Origin of the sequence: Frateuria terrea (genome assembly GCF_900115705.1) — a bacterium.
GTDB lineage: Bacteria > Pseudomonadota > Gammaproteobacteria > Xanthomonadales > Rhodanobacteraceae > Frateuria_A > Frateuria_A terrea.
Window position 1 is genome coordinate 582,721 of sequence record NZ_FOXL01000003.1, and the last position, 17,663, is coordinate 600,383.

At 69.4% G+C, this 17,663-nt stretch carries 10 protein-coding genes; 6 read left to right on the forward strand and 4 right to left on the reverse strand.

The window, feature by feature from the left end:
* Positions 1–373: 373 nt before the first annotated feature.
* Positions 374–3,526 carry a TonB-dependent receptor gene (locus BMZ38_RS06470; RefSeq protein ID WP_091335483.1) on the forward strand — a complete coding sequence of 1,051 codons (3,153 nt, stop codon included), beginning with the start codon at positions 374–376 and terminating at the stop codon, positions 3,524–3,526.
* Between the two features lie 138 nt (positions 3,527–3,664).
* Complete coding sequence (locus tag BMZ38_RS06475; protein WP_091335487.1) at positions 3,665–6,055, forward strand: GH92 family glycosyl hydrolase; 2,391 nt, start codon at positions 3,665–3,667, stop codon at positions 6,053–6,055.
* A gap of 57 nt (positions 6,056–6,112) precedes the next feature.
* Here the strand turns inward: BMZ38_RS06475 and BMZ38_RS06480 are convergent, their stop codons facing one another.
* Positions 6,113–6,886 carry a LytR/AlgR family response regulator transcription factor gene (locus tag BMZ38_RS06480; protein ID WP_091335490.1) on the reverse strand — a complete coding sequence of 258 codons (774 nt, stop codon included), beginning with the start codon at positions 6,884–6,886 and terminating at the stop codon, positions 6,113–6,115.
* Positions 6,883–7,920 (reverse strand): sensor histidine kinase, encoded by a 1,038-nt coding sequence (locus BMZ38_RS06485; RefSeq protein ID WP_175483691.1) that lies wholly within the window; start codon positions 7,918–7,920, stop codon positions 6,883–6,885. The genes BMZ38_RS06480 and BMZ38_RS06485 overlap by 4 nt, the downstream gene beginning before the upstream one ends.
* Before the next feature lie 136 nt (positions 7,921–8,056).
* Between BMZ38_RS06485 and BMZ38_RS06490 the strand changes: the two genes are divergently transcribed.
* On the forward strand, positions 8,057–10,261 hold the full coding sequence (locus BMZ38_RS06490) for a carbohydrate binding family 9 domain-containing protein (RefSeq protein ID WP_175483692.1): 2,205 nt from the start codon (positions 8,057–8,059) through the stop codon (positions 10,259–10,261).
* A 6-nt stretch (positions 10,262–10,267) separates the two neighbouring features.
* On the opposite strand, the gene BMZ38_RS06495 is transcribed toward BMZ38_RS06490, so the two are convergent.
* A complete protein-coding gene (locus BMZ38_RS06495; RefSeq protein WP_091335497.1) occupies positions 10,268–11,779 on the reverse strand; it encodes a DUF2235 domain-containing protein in 1,512 nt (503 codons plus the stop codon).
* A gap of 129 nt (positions 11,780–11,908) precedes the next feature.
* On the opposite strand from BMZ38_RS06495, the gene BMZ38_RS06500 reads away from it, so the two are divergent.
* The 3 genes from BMZ38_RS06500 (at position 11,909) to BMZ38_RS06510 (ending at position 15,088) form a co-directional block, all read left to right on the forward strand.
* A complete protein-coding gene (locus tag BMZ38_RS06500) occupies positions 11,909–12,898 on the forward strand; it encodes a two-component system sensor histidine kinase NtrB (RefSeq protein ID WP_091335500.1) in 990 nt (329 codons plus the stop codon).
* On the forward strand, positions 12,899–14,362 hold the full coding sequence (gene ntrC / locus BMZ38_RS06505) for a nitrogen regulation protein NR(I) (RefSeq protein WP_091335502.1): 1,464 nt from the start codon (positions 12,899–12,901) through the stop codon (positions 14,360–14,362).
* A 252-nt stretch (positions 14,363–14,614) separates the two neighbouring features.
* Complete coding sequence (locus BMZ38_RS06510; protein ID WP_091335506.1) at positions 14,615–15,088, forward strand: GNAT family N-acetyltransferase; 474 nt, start codon at positions 14,615–14,617, stop codon at positions 15,086–15,088.
* A gap of 6 nt (positions 15,089–15,094) precedes the next feature.
* On the opposite strand, the gene BMZ38_RS06515 is transcribed toward BMZ38_RS06510, so the two are convergent.
* Positions 15,095–17,620, reverse strand: coding sequence for a sensor domain-containing protein (locus BMZ38_RS06515; protein WP_091335509.1), 2,526 nt, complete (start codon positions 17,618–17,620; stop codon positions 15,095–15,097).
* Positions 17,621–17,663: the final 43 nt, after the last annotated feature.

Sequence of the window (17,663 nt, forward strand, 5' to 3'; positions counted from 1 at the left end):
CACACACCCGCCACCGGCCTCGTTACCTATCACCTTGCCTTCACGTCGGCCGCCTTTTAGTCGGACGCTCCGGCGCAGGTCACGCGGACAGGCGGTCCGTGGCTTCAGCTCCTTCGCCGGAGGCACCCCGGAAGACATCACGGCATTCGAACATCTATCTGCACTTCAAATTTGGATCGATCCAATCTTCCAGGAGGCGACAGCCGCGCAAACGCACACGATCAGCGAGGGGATCACCGCGCACTTCCTGCCCGCATCGGGCAACGCCACCGGCGAGGGCAGGAAACGCGGCCAGCCGTCTTCCGATTTCCGCCAACGCGAACGAGCGGCATCCAGGCCGCCGGAAGGACGCACACCAAATGGGGATCACGCAATGACTCATCGGCCACACGTCTTTACCCGCAAGCCGTTGTATGCCGCGCTCGTCGCGGCAAGCCTGCCCTTCGGCGCCTGTCTGGGCCTGCCCACGACGGCCACCGCCCAGGACGCGCCGGCGACCGCCGCGACGACCACGCCGCCACCACAGGCGACCGGCAGCGCCGAGGCGAAGAAGACGGACAAGCAGGCGGCGACCAACCTGCAGGCCGTCATCGTCAGCGGCTATCGCCAGTCGATCAACCAGAACATCCAGGACAAGCGCGATTCGAATGCCATCGTCGAGGTGATCAACGCGCAGAACATCGCGCAGTTCCCCGCCAAGAACATCGCCGACGCGCTGGCGCACGTGCCCGGCGTGGTCATCACCCGTGAATCGGGCGAAGGCAAGACGGTCAGCATCCGCGGCCTTGCTCCCGAGCTGACGCTGACCGAGCTGAACGGCAACTACGTGGCCTCGGCCGATACCTCGGCCGGCCTGACGCGCTCGTTCAACTACACGCTGATGCCGGCCAACCTGTTCTCCGACATCAAGCTCTACAAGAGCCTGGAGGCGCGCCTGGACGAAGGCGGCATCGGCGGCAACGTGGACCTGCGCACCCGCCGCCCGCTGGAGATGAAGGCGAACGAGGGCTTCGTGACGCTGACCGGTGCGGGCTCGGACAACAGCAGCAGGATCACGCCACAGGCCGCGGCACTGTGGTCCTGGAAGAACAAGGACGAGACCTTCGGCATCCTGCTCGCGGGTACCTACCAGAAGCGCCGGGACGTCGACTACACGGCCAACGCCTCGAGCTGGCACTGGTGGGCGGACAACTGCTCCGACTATGCGACCTGTGCCCAGCCCCCGGTCAACGTGCACGGGCAGCCGTACGACAGCAGCGTCGCTTCGAACATCGACCTGTGGGGCAACGGCGTGGTCGACCAGGCCGGCAATGGCTATTCGGGCTACTGGATGCCGCAGCAGTTCTCCACCAGCCGCAACCAGCTGGACCTGAAGACCAAGGGCGCCCAGGCCACCGTGCAGTTCAAGCCCATCGATCACCTGCTGCTGACGGGCAATTACTTCCGCTTCCAGCGGGAGCAGTCGCAGATCACCAATACGCTGGAGATCCCCGAGTGGGGCCTTCCCGGCAACAGCAACTTCGCCGACCAGCAGGGCCGGCTGCTCGCGCCCAACGGCCTGACGTTCGACCCGTCCGGCACCGTCGTCACCGGCGCCAACTACGTGCTCCCGCCCGCGGGCCAGGGCTGCAATGCGACGACCAATCCCAGCACCGGCGAACAGCGCCAGGCGGTGGACGTGTGCTCCACCGAGATCCCTTGGCTCAACGGCAACTACTCGGTCGAGAAGGCCACCTCGCAGACCGCGAACCTGCAGGGCGAGTGGGACAATGGCGGCCACCTCAGCGGCTCGTTCAACGTCGGCCGCACCTGGGCGACCGGTGGCCCGTCGATCGAGCTGGGCATGGCTGCCAAGCCGCGCAACTTCGTCAACGGCCAGTGGGTGGACGGCAGCAACGGCGCTGCCTGGACGATCAATGGCCGGCCGACCATCACCGCCGCGCCCGACGTGCTTGCGAACATGCTCGCCGGCGCCGGCCAGGTCGACCTCGGTTCGACCGGCTCCAACATGGTCAACACTGACACCTCGCAGAACTTCGCCCAGGCCGATTTCACCTGGGCCTTCGACGACGGCTGGATGCAGTCGCTGCAGTTCGGCGTGAAATACCGCAAGAACCACGCCGAGCAGCAGAGCAACGAAGTGCGCTGGTACTGCCGCGGCACCACGCTGCAGTTCCAGACCTGCGACCCGACGGCCGGCCAGCTGCCCGCAGGCTTCCTGCTGCCGAACATGCTCGACGGCAGCAACGAGGCCTACAACGACAGCATCTTCCCGGCGATCAACTACCCCGCCTACTACAACTACCTCAACGCGACCTACGACCGGGCGATCTACAACCGCCCGCAGGACACCTCTTCCATCGACGAGAAGATCTCCGCGGCCTACGTGCAGGCCAACTTCGACACCGGCAGCGTGCGCGGCAACGTGGGCCTGCGCTTCGTCAGCACGCAGCAGGACATCACCGTCGCCAACCAGATCACCACCAACAACGCGGTGTACTACCACGATGCGGCGGGCAACATCCTGATCTGCCCGGCCAGCGGCGTGAACGCCGGCGGCGGGCCGTGCGCACCGGGCGACTTCCAGTACCTGCCGCGCGAGCAGTCGGTGGTCGAGAGCTCCACCAGCGCCTCGACCAGCAAGCGCTACAACAAGCTGCTGCCCAGCTTCAACATCGCCTGGACCATCGCCGACGACTTCGTGCTGCGCGCCGCCGGCTCGCAGGCGATGGCCCGCGCCAACTACACCGATCTGGCCCAGCTGGGCAGCCTCACCAATGACACCCAGGCCTATTACAACGACCGCAAGCAATTCGGCGCACCCCCGCCGGGCTGGTACGGCAGCGGCGCCAACCCGGACCTCAAGCCCTTCACCGCGACCCAGTTCGACCTGGCCGGCGAGTGGTACTACGCGCCCGAGTCCGTGGTCGGCCTGGACCTGTTCCAGAAGAAGGTGAAGAACTTCGTCGTGCCGGTCACCGTCAACAACATCGCGGTGAACGTCGGCGACTCCGAACAGACCTTCCAGCAGTACAGCACCAACGCCAATGGCCGCTCGGGCACCTCCAAGGGCGTGGAGCTTTATACCCAGCACAGCTTCAAGTCCGGCTTCGGCTACATCGCCAACTACACGCTCAACAAGACCAATGAAACGCCCGTCTCGCTCGGCGACACCCAGGTCGGCAAGTCGGAGCTGATCGGCAGCGCCAAGTACGCGGCGAACGTGTCGCTGTTCTACGAGAAGAACGGGCTGCTGCTGCGTGCCACCAGCAACTGGATCGGGCGCACCATGGAGGGGCTCGCGGCGGGCCTGCCCATCTACACGCGGCCCTACCACCAGATCGATCTGAACGGCGATTACGAATTCAACAAACACCTGATGCTGACCGCGTCGATCATCAATCTCACACGTTCCATGCCGCGTTCGTACCTCGGCGACGACACGGCGGCGCGGTTGAACCAGCTCGAGTACGCCGGGCGCCAGTACTACCTGGGACTGACGTACAAGTTCGGCGGCGCCGACTAGGCGGATGCGCGGGGCCAGGCGCTTGCCGGCCCCGCGGCGGGTGGGTCCGGGGGATCCGCCCGCGCGTCCTGCCGCCGTTCGATCGCCGCGCGGAGAAGGCCCGCGCGGCGGACACGCCACAGCATCGGGGAAAACACCATGGACAGCCATGCCGCGCGCTTTCGTCGTCGCGCGCCATCGAACCGCTCCGCGATCCTGGCGATCGCATGGGCGATGCTTGCGTTGGGCCACATGGACGCGGCCCGCGCCCGCGACGGCAACGTGCCACCGTCGACGGCGCAGGCCCTCGACGAAGCCGACCCGCGCGTCGGCACGGCGCCGCTGGATCGGCAGGCGCTGATCGGCAACGCACCACCGCCGGGCGAGCCGCTGTATTCGGGCATGACGTCGCCGGGTGCGAGCCTGCCGCACGGTTCGACCGAGGCGACACCGGTCAACCTCAATGTCGACCTCAGCTATCCCGCCGGCGTCGGCATGTCGTACTACTACCCGAAGCCGACGATGATCGGTTTCACCGGGGGCGGCTCCAGCTACGGCGGTGGTGCTTCGCCCATGGTCATGCCGGTCGTGGGTGACTGGACCGTGCCGCCGGACTACGCGCAGTCGTACTACGACAAGGCCGGCGAGAAGGCCTCGCCCGGCTACTACGCGGTCGACCTCGCCACGTTCCACACCCGCGTCGAGCTCACTGCGACGCGGCAGACCAGCCTGATGCGCTTTACGTTCCCGGCGAGCCATCGCTCGAACGTGGTCGTCAACCTGCGCCGTCCTGGCGGCGAGGTGGAAGTCGTCGGCGACCGCACCATCCGTGGCGTCGCCACGGGCAGGCAACCGGAACGCGACCCGAACGGACCCTGGTTCGTCGCCGAGTTCTCACGGCCGTTCGCCGGCTTCGGCACCTTCCGTGCGGACCGCAGCCATGAGGGCTACGGCATCGGTGATGCGGACGTGCAACAGGAACGGCGCACGGTGTCCGGCAGCTATGCCGGCGCCTACGTCACCTTCGACACCAAGGCCGGCGAGCAGGTGCTGGTGCGGATCGCCCACGGCCACAGCGCCGCCGAGGCGGAAGCGAAGCTGCGCGCGGAGGATCCCGACGGCGACTTCGAGCAGGTGCACGCGCAGGCGCGCGCAGCCTGGGCGAAGCTGTTCGATCGCGTCCAGGTGAGCGGCGGCACGCCGAAGCAACGCATGCTGTTCTACTCCACGCTCTACCACTCTTTCGCCAGCCCGCGGCTGGTCGCGCGCAAGGGCGAACGGTTCACCGACGGCAACGGCCAAACGCGCGTGGCCGAGCACGACCGCTACGGACCGGTGCCATTCTGGGACACCGGCCGCAACCAGATCGTGCTGCTGATGCTGCTCGAGCCCGGGGTGGTGCAGGACATCATGCGCTCCGAGCTCGACATGGCGCGCGAAAGCGGCCACATGAACACCTCGTTCCACGGCGACCATGCAGTGCTGCTCTACGACGGCGCATGGCAGCGCGGTATCCCGTTCGACTACGCCGCCGCCTACGAATACCTGCGCAAGAATGCGACCGATCCCGAGGGCCCGCGCCATTACCTGGACGAGTACGCGAAGAACGGCTGGATCGCCGACGTCGTCCCGCCCGGCAATCCCAGCCCGCCCTACGCCGGTGGCAAGGCGGGCGTCGCCACCACGCTCGAATACGCCTGGGACGACCATGCGCTGGCCGACGTCGCCCGCCGTCTCGGCAAGACCGACGACGCACGGATGTTCCTGCACCGCGCGGCCAACTACCGCAACGTATTCGACCCCTCCGTCGGCTTCATGCGTGGCAGGACGGCGGATGGGCAGTGGATATCGCCGTTCGACCCGGGCGAGCCGTACTACAACTTCATGATGAAAGAGGCATCGGGATGGTCCACGCTGTGGCTGGTGCCGCACGACGTGCAGGGGCTTATCGACCTGCTCGGCGGGCGCGCCGCGTTCAACGCCAAGCTCGATGCGTTTTTTGCCACGCCCTACCATCCGAAGGGGATCTGCCGCGACTGCACCGGCCTGATCGGGCAGTACGTGCAGGGCAACCAGCCGGACCAGCAGGCGGCCTACCTGTACGCCTGGAGCGGCCAGCCGTGGAAGACACAGGCGCTGGTGCGGCGCATCCTCGGCACGCTCTACGGCAGCGACGCCAGCGGCTTCGGCTTCCCCGGCATGGACGACCAGGGCTCGACCTCGTCCTGGTATGTGCTGAGCGCGATGGGCTTCTACCCGGTCGATCCGTCCACGCCCGACTATGTCCTGGGCAGCCCGATCTTCGACCGGGTGCGCCTGCGCATGGGCAACGGCAAGGTGTTCGAAATCGTCGCGCGCAACAACTCGGACCAAAACAGGTACATCCAGTCCGCCACGCTCAACGGCAAGCCCTGGACCAGGCCCTGGTTCAGCCAGGCGGACATCGCCGGCGGCGGCACGCTGGTGCTCACCATGGGGCCGCAGCCGAACAAGGCGTGGGGTGCCGAGCCGGGCGATGCGCCGCCTTCGATGTCGCCGCGCGGTCCGTGATTGCCTCCCCGGCGCCACTCGAGGTTCCGGGCGGGGGATCATTCGAGGTTGCGCGCCTCAGGCACCCAGCGCGCCGCGTACCCGCGCCTTTACGCGGCGCCCGACCGCCAGCGTGGCGCCGGAGCGGGTGGTCAGCAGGAGCTGGCCGTTGGCGGCCGTAGCTACCCGGACGACCGCCGCCAGGTTGACCAGCGTGGAGCGGTGCACGCGCACGAAACGCGTCGCCGGCAATGCCGACGCCAGCCGGTTGAGCGCGTCGCGCATCAGGTAGCCGCGTTCGGCCGTATGCGCCTGGACGTAGTCGCCATCAGCGGCAAACCACTCGATGTCGTCCAGTGAGAGGCGCAGGCGGCCCGTTCCCCATTCGACCCAGACCTCGCCGCCATCCTCGGCGGGAACCCGTTCGCGTAGCGTTCGCAGCGAGGCTTCCAGTGCGGCGACACGCTGGGTGGCGTTGTGCGCATGCAGCTGCGCGCGGGCGTGCTCCAGTGCCTGCGCGAGCCGTTCGGGCCGCACCGGCTTGAGCAGGTAGTCGGCCACCTGCATTTCGAAGGCGCGCACCGCGTACTGTGGCCAGGCGGTGACGAACACCACGGCCGGCGCGACCGCCGGCGACAGCCGCGCCGCCAGCTCGATGCCGGCCAGCTGTGGCATCTCGATGTCCAGCAGCAGCACGTCGACGCGCTCGCGCGCGAGCACGTCCAGGGCCTCCATGCCGTTGCAGGCGAAGCCGGCGACCTCGATGCCTGGCGACTCCTGCAGCATGCGTGCGAGCACGCGGCGCGCGGGCGCCTCGTCGTCCACCACCAGCACGCGCAGTGGCGAGGTCATGGGGGCGTCGCCGGCAGGTGGACGTGCGCGACGAAGCCGCCTTCGGTCAGTGCATGCGCCTCCAGGCGCGCGGCCGCACCGTAGAGCAGCTGCAGGCGGCGTGCGATGTTGGACAGGCCCACGCCGGCGCGTCCCCCGCGCGGCGCGGCGCAGGCACGGCCGTCGTCCGCCACCCGCAGCACCCAGCCCTCATCCGCGGCGGCGGCGGACAGGCGGATGGTCATGGTGCCGTCGGCGCCGGCAAGGCCATGCTTGATACAATTTTCCACCAGCGGCTGCAGCACCATCGGCGGCAGCCTGCGCTGGAGCATCTCCGGCGGCATCGCCTCCACCAGCTGCAGTCGGCCACTGAAGCGTTGCAGCTCGATGGTCAGGTAATGGCGCACCGAGGCCAGCTCATGCGCAAGCGGTACCTGCGCCGGCGGATCGGATTCGAGCGAACTACGCAGGAAGTCCGAAAGTGCGAGCAGGCTGCGCCGCGCGCCGGCCTCGTCGCCCTCCAGCACCAGCGCGTAGACGGTGTTGAGCGCGTTGAACAGGAAATGCGGGTTGAGCTGCTGCAGCAGCAGCCGGTGCTGTGCATCGAGCGCCGCCGCATTTGCCTGTGCGAGCCGCACCTCGCGATCGCGTCGCTGCGCATCGGCGTCGAGCGCTAGATAGAGCAGCACCCAGGCGGTGAACACCCACAGCACCATCAGCGCCGTACTGGGAATGTCCGCCCAGGTCGGCGGACCCCAGTGCGGGCGGATCACGTACAGCGCCAGCTCGTTGGCCAGCGCGTAAAGCAGGCTGGCGAGCACCACGCCCGCGGCCGTCCATGCGCCGGTGCGCCATGCGTGCCGGCCGCGCACGCGTTCGATCAACCAGCCCAGCCCGAGGCACAGCAGGACGCCCCCACCGCACAGCGGCAGCCGGCGCAGCGCACGGTCGAGCCAGAAGGGCACCTGCAGCGTGTCGGCCGTCCACGCGGCGAAAGCCACCGCCCACAGCAGCAGGGTGGCCAGCAGCAGGGTGCGGGATCGGCGTTCGCTCATGCGGACCAGAGTGCGCCGCGACGACACCACCGGCAAGGCCGTTCGGCGAGCATCCGCTACCGCCGGGCGAAAACGCGTTGACCCGGCCGGTCGCGGCCTGCGATTTGGACGTCTCCTTCCTTTCACGGAGACGGGGATGCGCCTGCGTTGGCTTTGCGGATGTCTGCTGGTACTGATGCCGGTCTGCCGGGCGGCAGCGGCCGAACACGCCCAGTCGGTGGCGGCAGTGCGCACCGCGGCACCGATCGTGCTCGACGGGCGACTGGACGAGCCAGCGTGGTCGCACGCGCGGCCCATCGACCGCTTCTACGAAACCTATCCCGGCTACCTGGCGCCGGCTCAGGAGCGCACCGAGGTGCGGCTGCTGTATGACGACGACAACCTCTACGTCGGCCTGCACCTGTGGCTGGAAGATCCTTCGCGGCTGCGCAAGCCGTTCGTGCGCCGGGACCAGGTCAACTACACCCACGACTACGTGCAGATCTACCTCGATCCGCAGGGCTCGCGGCGCGGCTCCTACCTGTTCCGCGTCAACGCGCGCGGCACGCGCACCGACGGCTACCAGGACGAGGCGCAGGAAACCGAGACGCTGGATCCGGACTACGACTGGGACGTGGTCTCGCACATCGACGCGCACGGCTGGTCGGCGGAGATGCGCATCCCGCTGTCGACCCTGCGCATCGCGCGCAGCGGCCCGCAGCGCTGGACGGTGGTGGTGACCCGCGGCGTGCCGCGCGAGCAGAACACGCAGATGGCCAGCGCACCGTTCCCGCACGATTCGAACTGCTTCCTCTGCTACGCCGGCACGGTGAGCTTCGCCGACCTGTCGCCGCGATCGGAACATCTCATCGCCACGCCCGGGCTGACCCTGACGCAGCGGCGTGACGACGGCAGCTTCGGCCGCCGGCGCGGTCTGGACACCGAGCCGAGCCTGGACGCCAAGTGGCTGCCCAGCGACGGCGATGCGCTCGACCTGACGGTCAACCCCGACTTCTCGCAGGTCGAAGCCGACGTCGCCCTGCTGACCGCCAACCAGCGCTTCGCGCTCGACCTGCCGGAAAAGCGGCCGTTCTTCCGCGAGGGCGCCGACCTCGTCGCCACCGCGATACCCGCCGTCTACACGCGCAGCATCGCCGCGCCCGACTACGGCCTGCGCTACACGCACCGCTCGGCGGGACTGGAGGGCACTGGCTTCGTTGCCCACGATGGCGGCCGCCCGGCGATCGTCGAGCCGGGTTTCCTGGGGTCGTCGCTCGGCTTGCCCGACTTCGATTCGGACGTCGGCTTCGGCCGCCTGCGCGACACCCTGGGGCATGGCGACGTCGGCGCGCTGATGGCGCTCAAGCGCAACGGCGACGGCAGCCGCAACAGCGTCGCCGGCGTGGACGCGAGCTGGTCCAGCGGCAGCGACCGCGTGATGGGGCAATGGCTGGATGCCGGCACGCGCAATCCGCGCCGGCCCGACCTGCTGCCGGACTGGCGCGGGCAGTCGCTGCACGGCGCGGCCACACTGTTGGAGTGGGACCACAGCACCGCCAGCCTGTGGTCGCTGCGCTACGAGCGCTACGGGCCAGGCTTCCGCAGCTGGCTGGGCTACGTGCCGCGGGTGGGCTACCAGTTGTTGCACGGCCAGTACTACCGGCCGTTCTACTCGACGGCCAAGTGGCTCAACACGATCGAGCCGTACGTGTCGATGGACCGGCTCGATGGCATCGGCGGCAACCGCGGGCACGAGTCCGATCCGGCATTCGGCCTGGTGCTGTCCGGCTACAAGAGTTTCAGTGCGGACCTTTCGTGGCACTCGCGCGCGATGGTGCTCGACGGCGGCGGGCACGAGCGGCACACCGACTTCGTCGCCTGGCAGCTGAGCGCCAGCCCCGGCCCGCGCCTGCCGCTGGTCGCCTTCACCGGACAGCGCGGGCGCCTCGTCGACTACGCCACCGGCGAGGTGGTGCCGGGCCGCACGATCGGTTGGCGCGTGCTCGCGCGCCCGCTCGACCGGCTGGAACTGGAGGCCCGCTACGATCGCGATACCCTCGACGGCCTGGCCGGCCAGCGGCGCCACCTGAGCGAGGATGCCCTGCAGTGGTTCGGCACCTGGCATTTCACCGCGCGCATGTATGCGCTGCTCACCTGGCAGCGCTACACCAGCGCGCGCGACGTGCCGGCCACGCAGCGCGAGCACCACGACAACGCCAGCCTGCAATTCAACTGGGACGTGTCGCGCGACCTCGCGCTCTACTGGGGCCTGCGCTACGGCAGCGCGCGCGGCGAGGATCCGGCCGCCTACGGACGCGGCCGCGAGGTTTACCTCAAGGCCAGCTACAGCCTGCGCCGCTAGGCACTCTCAGGCGCGCGCGACCGTCAGCAGCACGCTGCCATGGTTGTTGGCGTATGCCTGCCAGGCGTCGTTGGCGTAGGCGTACAGGTAGCCGCTGGCGGTGGGGGTGAAGCTGCAGCCATCGCCGATGACGAAGGTCTCCCCGCGCGCCTCGCCCTCGCCATTGGCGACGAAGCCGACCAGCGTGAACCACGGCGCCGACTCCACGCGGCGGGTAAACCAGAAGTCGCTGCCGTTGTGAGTGGCGCTGTTGAACAGGTGCTCGGCCGTGCCGAGCGCCGAGGCGGCGAGGCGCGCGATGTCGGACGCATGGTGGCCGTCGACCTCGCCGCCGGCCGGCGAGAACTTGGCGCCGGCGTCCAGCCACTCGCCCGAGGCGGTGAAGCGGTAGGTGACGCCCGCTTCCAGGTACAGCCCGGTGGCGTTCCAGTGCGGTGAGGCGAACACGTCCATGGGTGCCTGCGCGCCCGGTGCGAGCACGCGGGTGGGCCAGTAGTCGCCCTGCGCCAGCGGTGGGTCCGCCTGCCGCGCGAGCGCGCCCGGATGCAACAGGCCCGCCTCGATGCTGGCCTGGGCCACCCGCGCCACCGCGCGCGGCTGGTTGCGCCCGAGCTTGAACAGGCCCCGCCGGGAATCGTGCAGCACGCCCTGCGGATCGGGACGCAGCTGGGCGCGCGCTTGGTCGCGCAGGCGCAACCCGCACGCGGCGGCCTCGTCGAACATCCAGGCCAGTGCGATATCGGACAACCCCGCCTGTGCGTAGCCGCCGCCGATGTCGCCATGCACGCCGGGGAACCAGACCTGCCGAACCCGGTCGGGACGCTTGATTTGGGTCCACAGCGTGGGCATGAAGTCCGCGCGGCGTTCGTCCATCGCCAGCGCGTGGCGGGCGTTGGCGATCATCGGGCTGATCCGGGTGTCGTGGAACTGGTAGCGGCGCGGGTCGCCGATGAAGCGCAACACCGACAGCTCCAGCGGGATGCCGAGCGCGCCGACGGTGTCCCACACGCCCATGAAGTGCACGGTGATGGTGCCCGCGGTGGGCTGCCCTGGGGACGCGCCGAAGAAGGCGTAGCCGCTGGCGTTGTCGAAGGGTTGTCCCGAGCGGTAAGCCTCGAAGACCTCCTGCACGCGCGTCCACACCTGGGCCGGTGCCAGCGCGGGATCGGACAGGTCGAGCAAACCGCTGTGCGCGAGCAACCCGCCGAGGCTGCGCACGGTATAGGCGCCACGGCTGAAGCCGAACAAAAAGATCCGGTCGCCGTCGCCGTAGTGCGTGCCCAGCCACTGGTAGGCGCTCATGATGTTGCGCTCCAGTCCCGCACCGGTGCCGCCGGCAACCATGCGGTCGAGCCAGCCGCCGTTGGTGCCCACGCCCGGGTGGTAGTAGGCCAGCTGCTGCTCGTCCTTCACCACGGCGTTGCTGAGCCTGGCCACGTTGGTCGGCGCGGGCAGGCCGCGGTCGGTCTGTTCGAGGGTGTTCCAGGTGCCGTCGCAGCAGACGATCAGTTGGGTCATGGCGGCGTTCCTCGCGCTGGCCGGTCGCTGGATTCCCCAGGCCGATCGTACGCTGCGGCCTGGAGCAGGGAAGCCGCGCTCGTCACAGAGCTCGTTGCACCAATACCGCGCAAAGCCCATCATGGTGCAATGAGCGAGGCCAACTGGCGCACATGGGCGGAGCAGGCGACCACCGGGCTGGGCCTGGTCGACGACCGGCTTTGTCTGGCATGGCTCAATCCCGCATTGGCCGAGGCGCTGGCGCTGGGACCGCGACGTGCGGTGGGCCGGCCACTGGCGGCATTGCTGGGCGATCCGGCGATCGAGGCGCAGGCCGCGCGCGCCCGCGAGGGGCAGCACACGGTGCAGTGGCGTGGCCTGCCCCTTGCCGATGGCCGCCGCGTCGATGCCGCGCTGCAGCCGCTAGCCGCCGACACGATGCTGCTCGAAGTGCACGTGCTTGCCGAGGCGCCGGCGGCCGACTCGCCGGTGTCGGCGAGCCTGCGCGGCTTCGCGCACGAGGTGAAGAACCCGCTGGCCGGCCTGCGTGGCGCCGCGCAGTTGTTGCAGCGGCGCGTGGGCGAAGCGGAACTGAAGACGCTCGCCGGCATGGTGATCGCCGAGGCCGACCGGCTGGCGATGCTCGCCGACCGCCTGTTGCGCCGGGGCGGGCCACCCGCGCGCGAGCCGCTCAATATCCATGCGGTGCTGGAGCGGGTCGTCGCGCTGGTCGAAGCCGAGCCCGCGCCGCTGCAGGTGCGCCAGGACTACGACCCGAGCCTGCCGGACCTGCGCGGCGATGCCGATCGCCTGCAGCAGTTGCTGCTCAACCTCGCGCGCAACGCACGCGAGGCCGGTGCCCGCTCGCTGGCCCTGCGCACGCGCGTAGAGCATGGCGTGCGGGTAGGCGAGCGGGTGCTGCGCACGGCGTTGCGGCTGGACGTGACCGACGATGGTGCCGGCGTACCGGCGGCCCTGCGCGACACGCTGTTCGAACCGCTGGTGTCGGGCCGCGCGGACGGCACCGGCCTGGGCCTGGCACTGGCGCGCGAGATTGCGCACGAGCACGGTGGCGAGTTGCGCTACGGCGGTGCGCCGGGTGCCACCACCTTCACCCTGCTGCTGCCGCTGGAGCACTGAATGGCCACGCACCGGCAACCGGGACAAGCCAGCGCCAGGCGTGTATCGCGCCCGGCCCCGTTGCCGGACGGGCCTGCCGGTTCCCGGGCGCCCACGGCGGAGGTCTGGATCGTCGACGACGACCGCAGCGTTCGCTATGTGCTGGCCGCGGCCCTGCGCGAGGTGGCCCTGGGCGTGCGCGAATTCGGTGACGCCGCGACGGTGCGCGCGGCGCTGCGCGAGGCGCGTCCGGCGTTGCTGTTGACCGACGTGCGCATGCCCGGCGAGGACGGCCTGGCCTTGCTCGCCGAACTCCACGCGCAAGGTATCGGGCCGGTCATCGTGATGAGCGCGTACACCGACGTCGCCACCACGGCGGCGGCCTATCGCGCCGGTGCGGCCGACTACCTGGCCAAGCCGTTCGACCTCGACCATGCAGTGGATGTCGTGCGCCGCGCGCTGGCCGAACAGCCGGCCGGGCCAGCTTCGACGGGCGCGCCGCCCACGCACGCGCTGTGGGGCGAAAGCGCGCCGATGCGCGAGGTGTTCCGCCTGATCGGCCGCGTGGCGGCCAGCGATCTCAACGTGCTGGTCACCGGCGAGACCGGTACCGGCAAGGAACTGGTCGCACGGGCCCTGCACGAGGAAAGCGCGCGACGTGGCAAGCCGTTCGTCGCGCTCAACACCGCGGCCATTCCCAGCGAACTGCTGGAGAGCGAACTGTTCGGCCACGAGGCCGGCGCCTTCACCGGCGCGTCGCGCCGCGTCGCCGGCCGCTTCGAGCAGGCCGAGGGCGGCACACTGTTCCTCGACGAGATCGGCGACATGCCGCTGGCGCTGCAGACGCGCCTGCTGCGCGTGCTCGCCGGTGGCGAGTTCTATCGGGTGGGCGGGCGCGAGCTCATCCGCGGCAACGTGCGCATCGTCGCTGCCACCCACCAGGATCTCGACGCGCGTGTGGCGGCGGGGCAGTTCCGCGCGGACCTCAAGCACCGCCTGGACGTGGTGCGCATCGAGCTGCCGCCGCTGCGCGCGCGGCGCGCGGATATCCCGCTGCTGGCCCGGCACTTCCTTTCCGCGGCGGCGCAGGAACTGAAACTGCCGCCCAAGCGCTTCTCGCGGGCGGCGCTCAAGGCGCTGGAGCAGCGCGACTTCCCCGGCAACGTGCGTGAACTGGAGAACCTGTGCCGGCGGCTGGCGGTGATCGCGCCGGGGGCGGAGATCGAGGCGGCGGAGCTGGGTACGGCCTCCGCGCAAGGCGTGCGCGGCGACTGGACGAGCGCGTTGCACGACTGGGCCAGCCAGGCGCTGTCGCGTGGCGAGGCGGACATCCATGCGCGTGCCCGCGAGGCGCTCGATCGCACTTTGCTGGAGGCGGCGCTCGCCGCGTACGGCGGGCATCGGCAGCATGCGGCGGCGGCGCTGGGCGTGGGGCGGAACACGCTGACGCGCAAGCTTGGGGCATCGCGCAAGCGCAGCAGGTAGGCGGCCTGTCACAAGTGCGGCCTTCATCCCAGCCCTCTCGCCGCAGGGGCGAGGGCGTAGGCCGAGGCCGGCTTGTGGAGGCGCACTTCAAATTCCGCGGGAGAGGAGCGCGTCGCCACAAGCTTGCACGGATGCGCGAGCTTGGGACTGCTTCCCTGCGGGAAGAGAACACGGTGAGGAGCGGGGCTTGCGGCAAAGCCTTCGATGTCGTGCTTGCGGCGATAATCCCCGGCTCGCCAGGAGGATGCCCCGATGCCCGAATCGCTCACTATCCGTCCCGCCACCCGCTCCGACGTGTCCCACCTGGTCGACTGGAACGCCGCCATGGCCCGGGAAACCGAAGCCAAGTCGCTGGATCGCGCCGTCCTCGCGCGCGGCGTTACCGGGGTGTTCGATGATCCACGCCGCGGCTTCTACCTTGTCGCCGAGCGCGCCGGCGTTGCGGTCGGCTGCCTGCTGGTGACGTTCGAATGGAGCGACTGGCGCTGCGGCGATTTCTGGTGGATCCAGAGCGTCTATGTCGTTCCGGATGCTCGCCGCGGTGGCGTGTTCCGCGCGCTGTACGCGGAGGCGCGCGAGCAGGCGCGCGCCGCTGGCGCGGTAGGGCTGCGGCTGTACGTGGAAACCGAAAACCACCGCGCCCAGCGCACCTATGCCGAGCTCGGCATGGCACCGTGCCATTATCTGATGTACGAGGAAGCGTTACCGAGCGCGCAGGGCGCCTGACGCCCTCTACGTGCCGCCTTCGGAGGCCCAGCGCAGCAGGTGCTGTTCGGTGAGCAGCTTGCCGAAAGCGTTCGCATCCATCGGTGCGCCGTACAGGAAGCCCTGCAGCTGCTCGCAGCCGGCCGCGCGCAGGTATTCGGCCTGGGCCTCGTTCTCCACGCCCTCGGCGACGACCGTCTTGCCCAGGCTGCGCGCCATCGCGATGATCGCCTGGGTGATCGCGGCGGTGTTGGCGTCGGTTTCCACGTCGCGCACGAAGGCGCGGTCGATCTTCAGCGCGTCGACCGGGAAGTGCTTGAGGTACGACAGGCTGCAGTAGCCGGTGCCGAAGTCGTCCAGCGAGAGCCGCACGCCGCAACGCTTGATCCGCTGCAGCAGCGCGATGGTGGCGTCGCCGCCGGCCATCACCGTGCGTTCGGTCAGCTCCAGCTCCAGCAGCGCGGGGTCGAGCGAGCAGTCGGCCAGCACCGCTTCGAGCTCGGCCAGGAAGCTGGCGTGCTGGAACTGCAGCGGTGACACGTTGACCGCGATCGGCACGCCCATCTCCTGCTGGTGCCAGACGTCGCCCTGGCGGCAGGCCTCGCGCAGCACCCAGGCGCCGACCGGCACGATCAGGCCGACGTCTTCGGCTACCGCGATGAACTGCTCGGGCGGGTAGCGTTCGGTGCCGTCGGGCCCGTACCAGCGCAGCAGCACCTCGGCGCCGACGATGCGCCCGTCGGTGGCGTCCACCTTCGGCTGGTAGAAAAGCGACAGCTGGTTGCGCGCCATCGCCTGGCGCAGCTCCGCCTCGATGCGCCGCCGCGCCGCGGCGCGCTCGTTCATCGAGGGGGTGAAGAAGCGGTAGCTCTGGCGGCCGCCGACCTTGACCTCGTACATCGCGCTGTCGGCATTGCGCAGCAAGCTGTCGGCATCGGGCGCGTCGTCGGGGAACACGCTGATGCCAACCGACAGGCGCAGGGTCAGCTCCGGCAGGCCGGCCACCGCCGTGCGTTCGCCGTAAGCGATCAGCCGCTGCGCCACGCTGGCCGCCTGGCCGGGTGCCTCGACCTGCGGCAGCACCACAACGAACTCGTCGCCGTGGTGGCGGCACAGCAAATCGTCATCCTTCAGCGCCTGGCGCAGCCGCGCGGCGAACGCGCGCAGCACGCGGTCGCCATTGGACGGACCGTGCTGTTCGTTGATGCGCTTGAAATGGTCGATGTCGATGTGCAGCAGCGCGCAACGCTGCTGGCGCCGCCGCGCGGTAGCCACGACCTGTTCGATCTGCCCCTGCATCTGGCTTCGGTTGGGCAGTCCGGTGAGCGTGTCGAGCTGAGTGAGGTGGATCATCTTCAGCGCCAGCGCGCGCGTCTCGCTGACGTCGCGGAACACCAGCACGCCGCCGATCGCGTGGCCGGCGTGGTCGTGGATGGGTGCGGATGAATCCTCGATCGGTGTCTCGAATCCATTGCGGTGCAGCAGCACGGCCTTGCCTTCCAGGTCCACGATCGCGTTGCGTTCCATCGCCGTGCGCAGGGGGTTTGCCAACGACGCGCCGGTGCGCGCGTCGCGCAGGCGGAACACCTCGTCCATCGACCGGCCGCGCGCTTCGGTGGCGCTCCAGCCGGTCAGGCCTTCGGCGATCGGATTGAGCAAGGTGATGCGCAGTTCGAGGTCGGCCGCGATCACCGCATCGCCGATCGAGTTGAGCGTTACCTCGGCCAGCTCGCGCTCGCGGAACAGCGCCTCCTCGTACTGCTTGCGCTGGCTGATGTCTTCCACCTGCGAGACGAAATACAGTGGCTTGCCGTGTTCGTCGCGCACCAGCGAGACGCTGAGCTGGAAATGCACGACGTGGCCGTCCTTGTGCAGGTTGCGCTTCTCCATCTGGTAGGCGTCGCTGTCGCCGGCGAGCATCTGTTGCAGTTGCGCTGCATCGTCGGCGTAGTCGTCCGGATGGGTGATGTCGGCGATGCTGAGGGTGAGGAATTCTTCCTCCGAATAGCCAAGCATCCGGCATACCGCTTCGTTGACCCGCAGGAAGCGGCCATCCGGGCGCACCAGCGCCATGCCGATGGCGGCGTGCTGGAAGGCGCCGAAGAAGCGCTGCTCGCTCTCGCGCAGCTTGAGCTCCAGCGCGTGCCGCTCAGTGATGTCGATGAACACCGCGAACGCGCCGTGCACGCGGCCCTGCGGGTCGGCGTCGGGCTGGAAGCTGGCGTGCATGTAGCGGTGCGCGCGACCGGCGAACAGCACGCCCTCGACCGTGCTCGGGCGTCCGCCCAGAGCTGCCTGCAGGGCTTCGATGACCCGCGGCGCGCTGGCCTCGTCCAGCAGTTCATCCAGTTGGCGGCCAGCCAGGCCTTCGGCCGGCCGCCCCAGCCAGCGCCGCGGTGGCTGGTTGGCGAAGCGCACGCACAGCTCCGGATCGAGGTAGGCGATCAATGCGGGTACGCCACGCAGCACGTGCTCAGGCCAGTTCCGGGCGGAATGGCCGGCATCTTCGGACGGATCGGACCGCGACCCGTCCGGTGAAAGGGGTTGGTTCATGGCACTCCCCCCGAGCGCACACCCCTGCTCTGCCATCCATCAT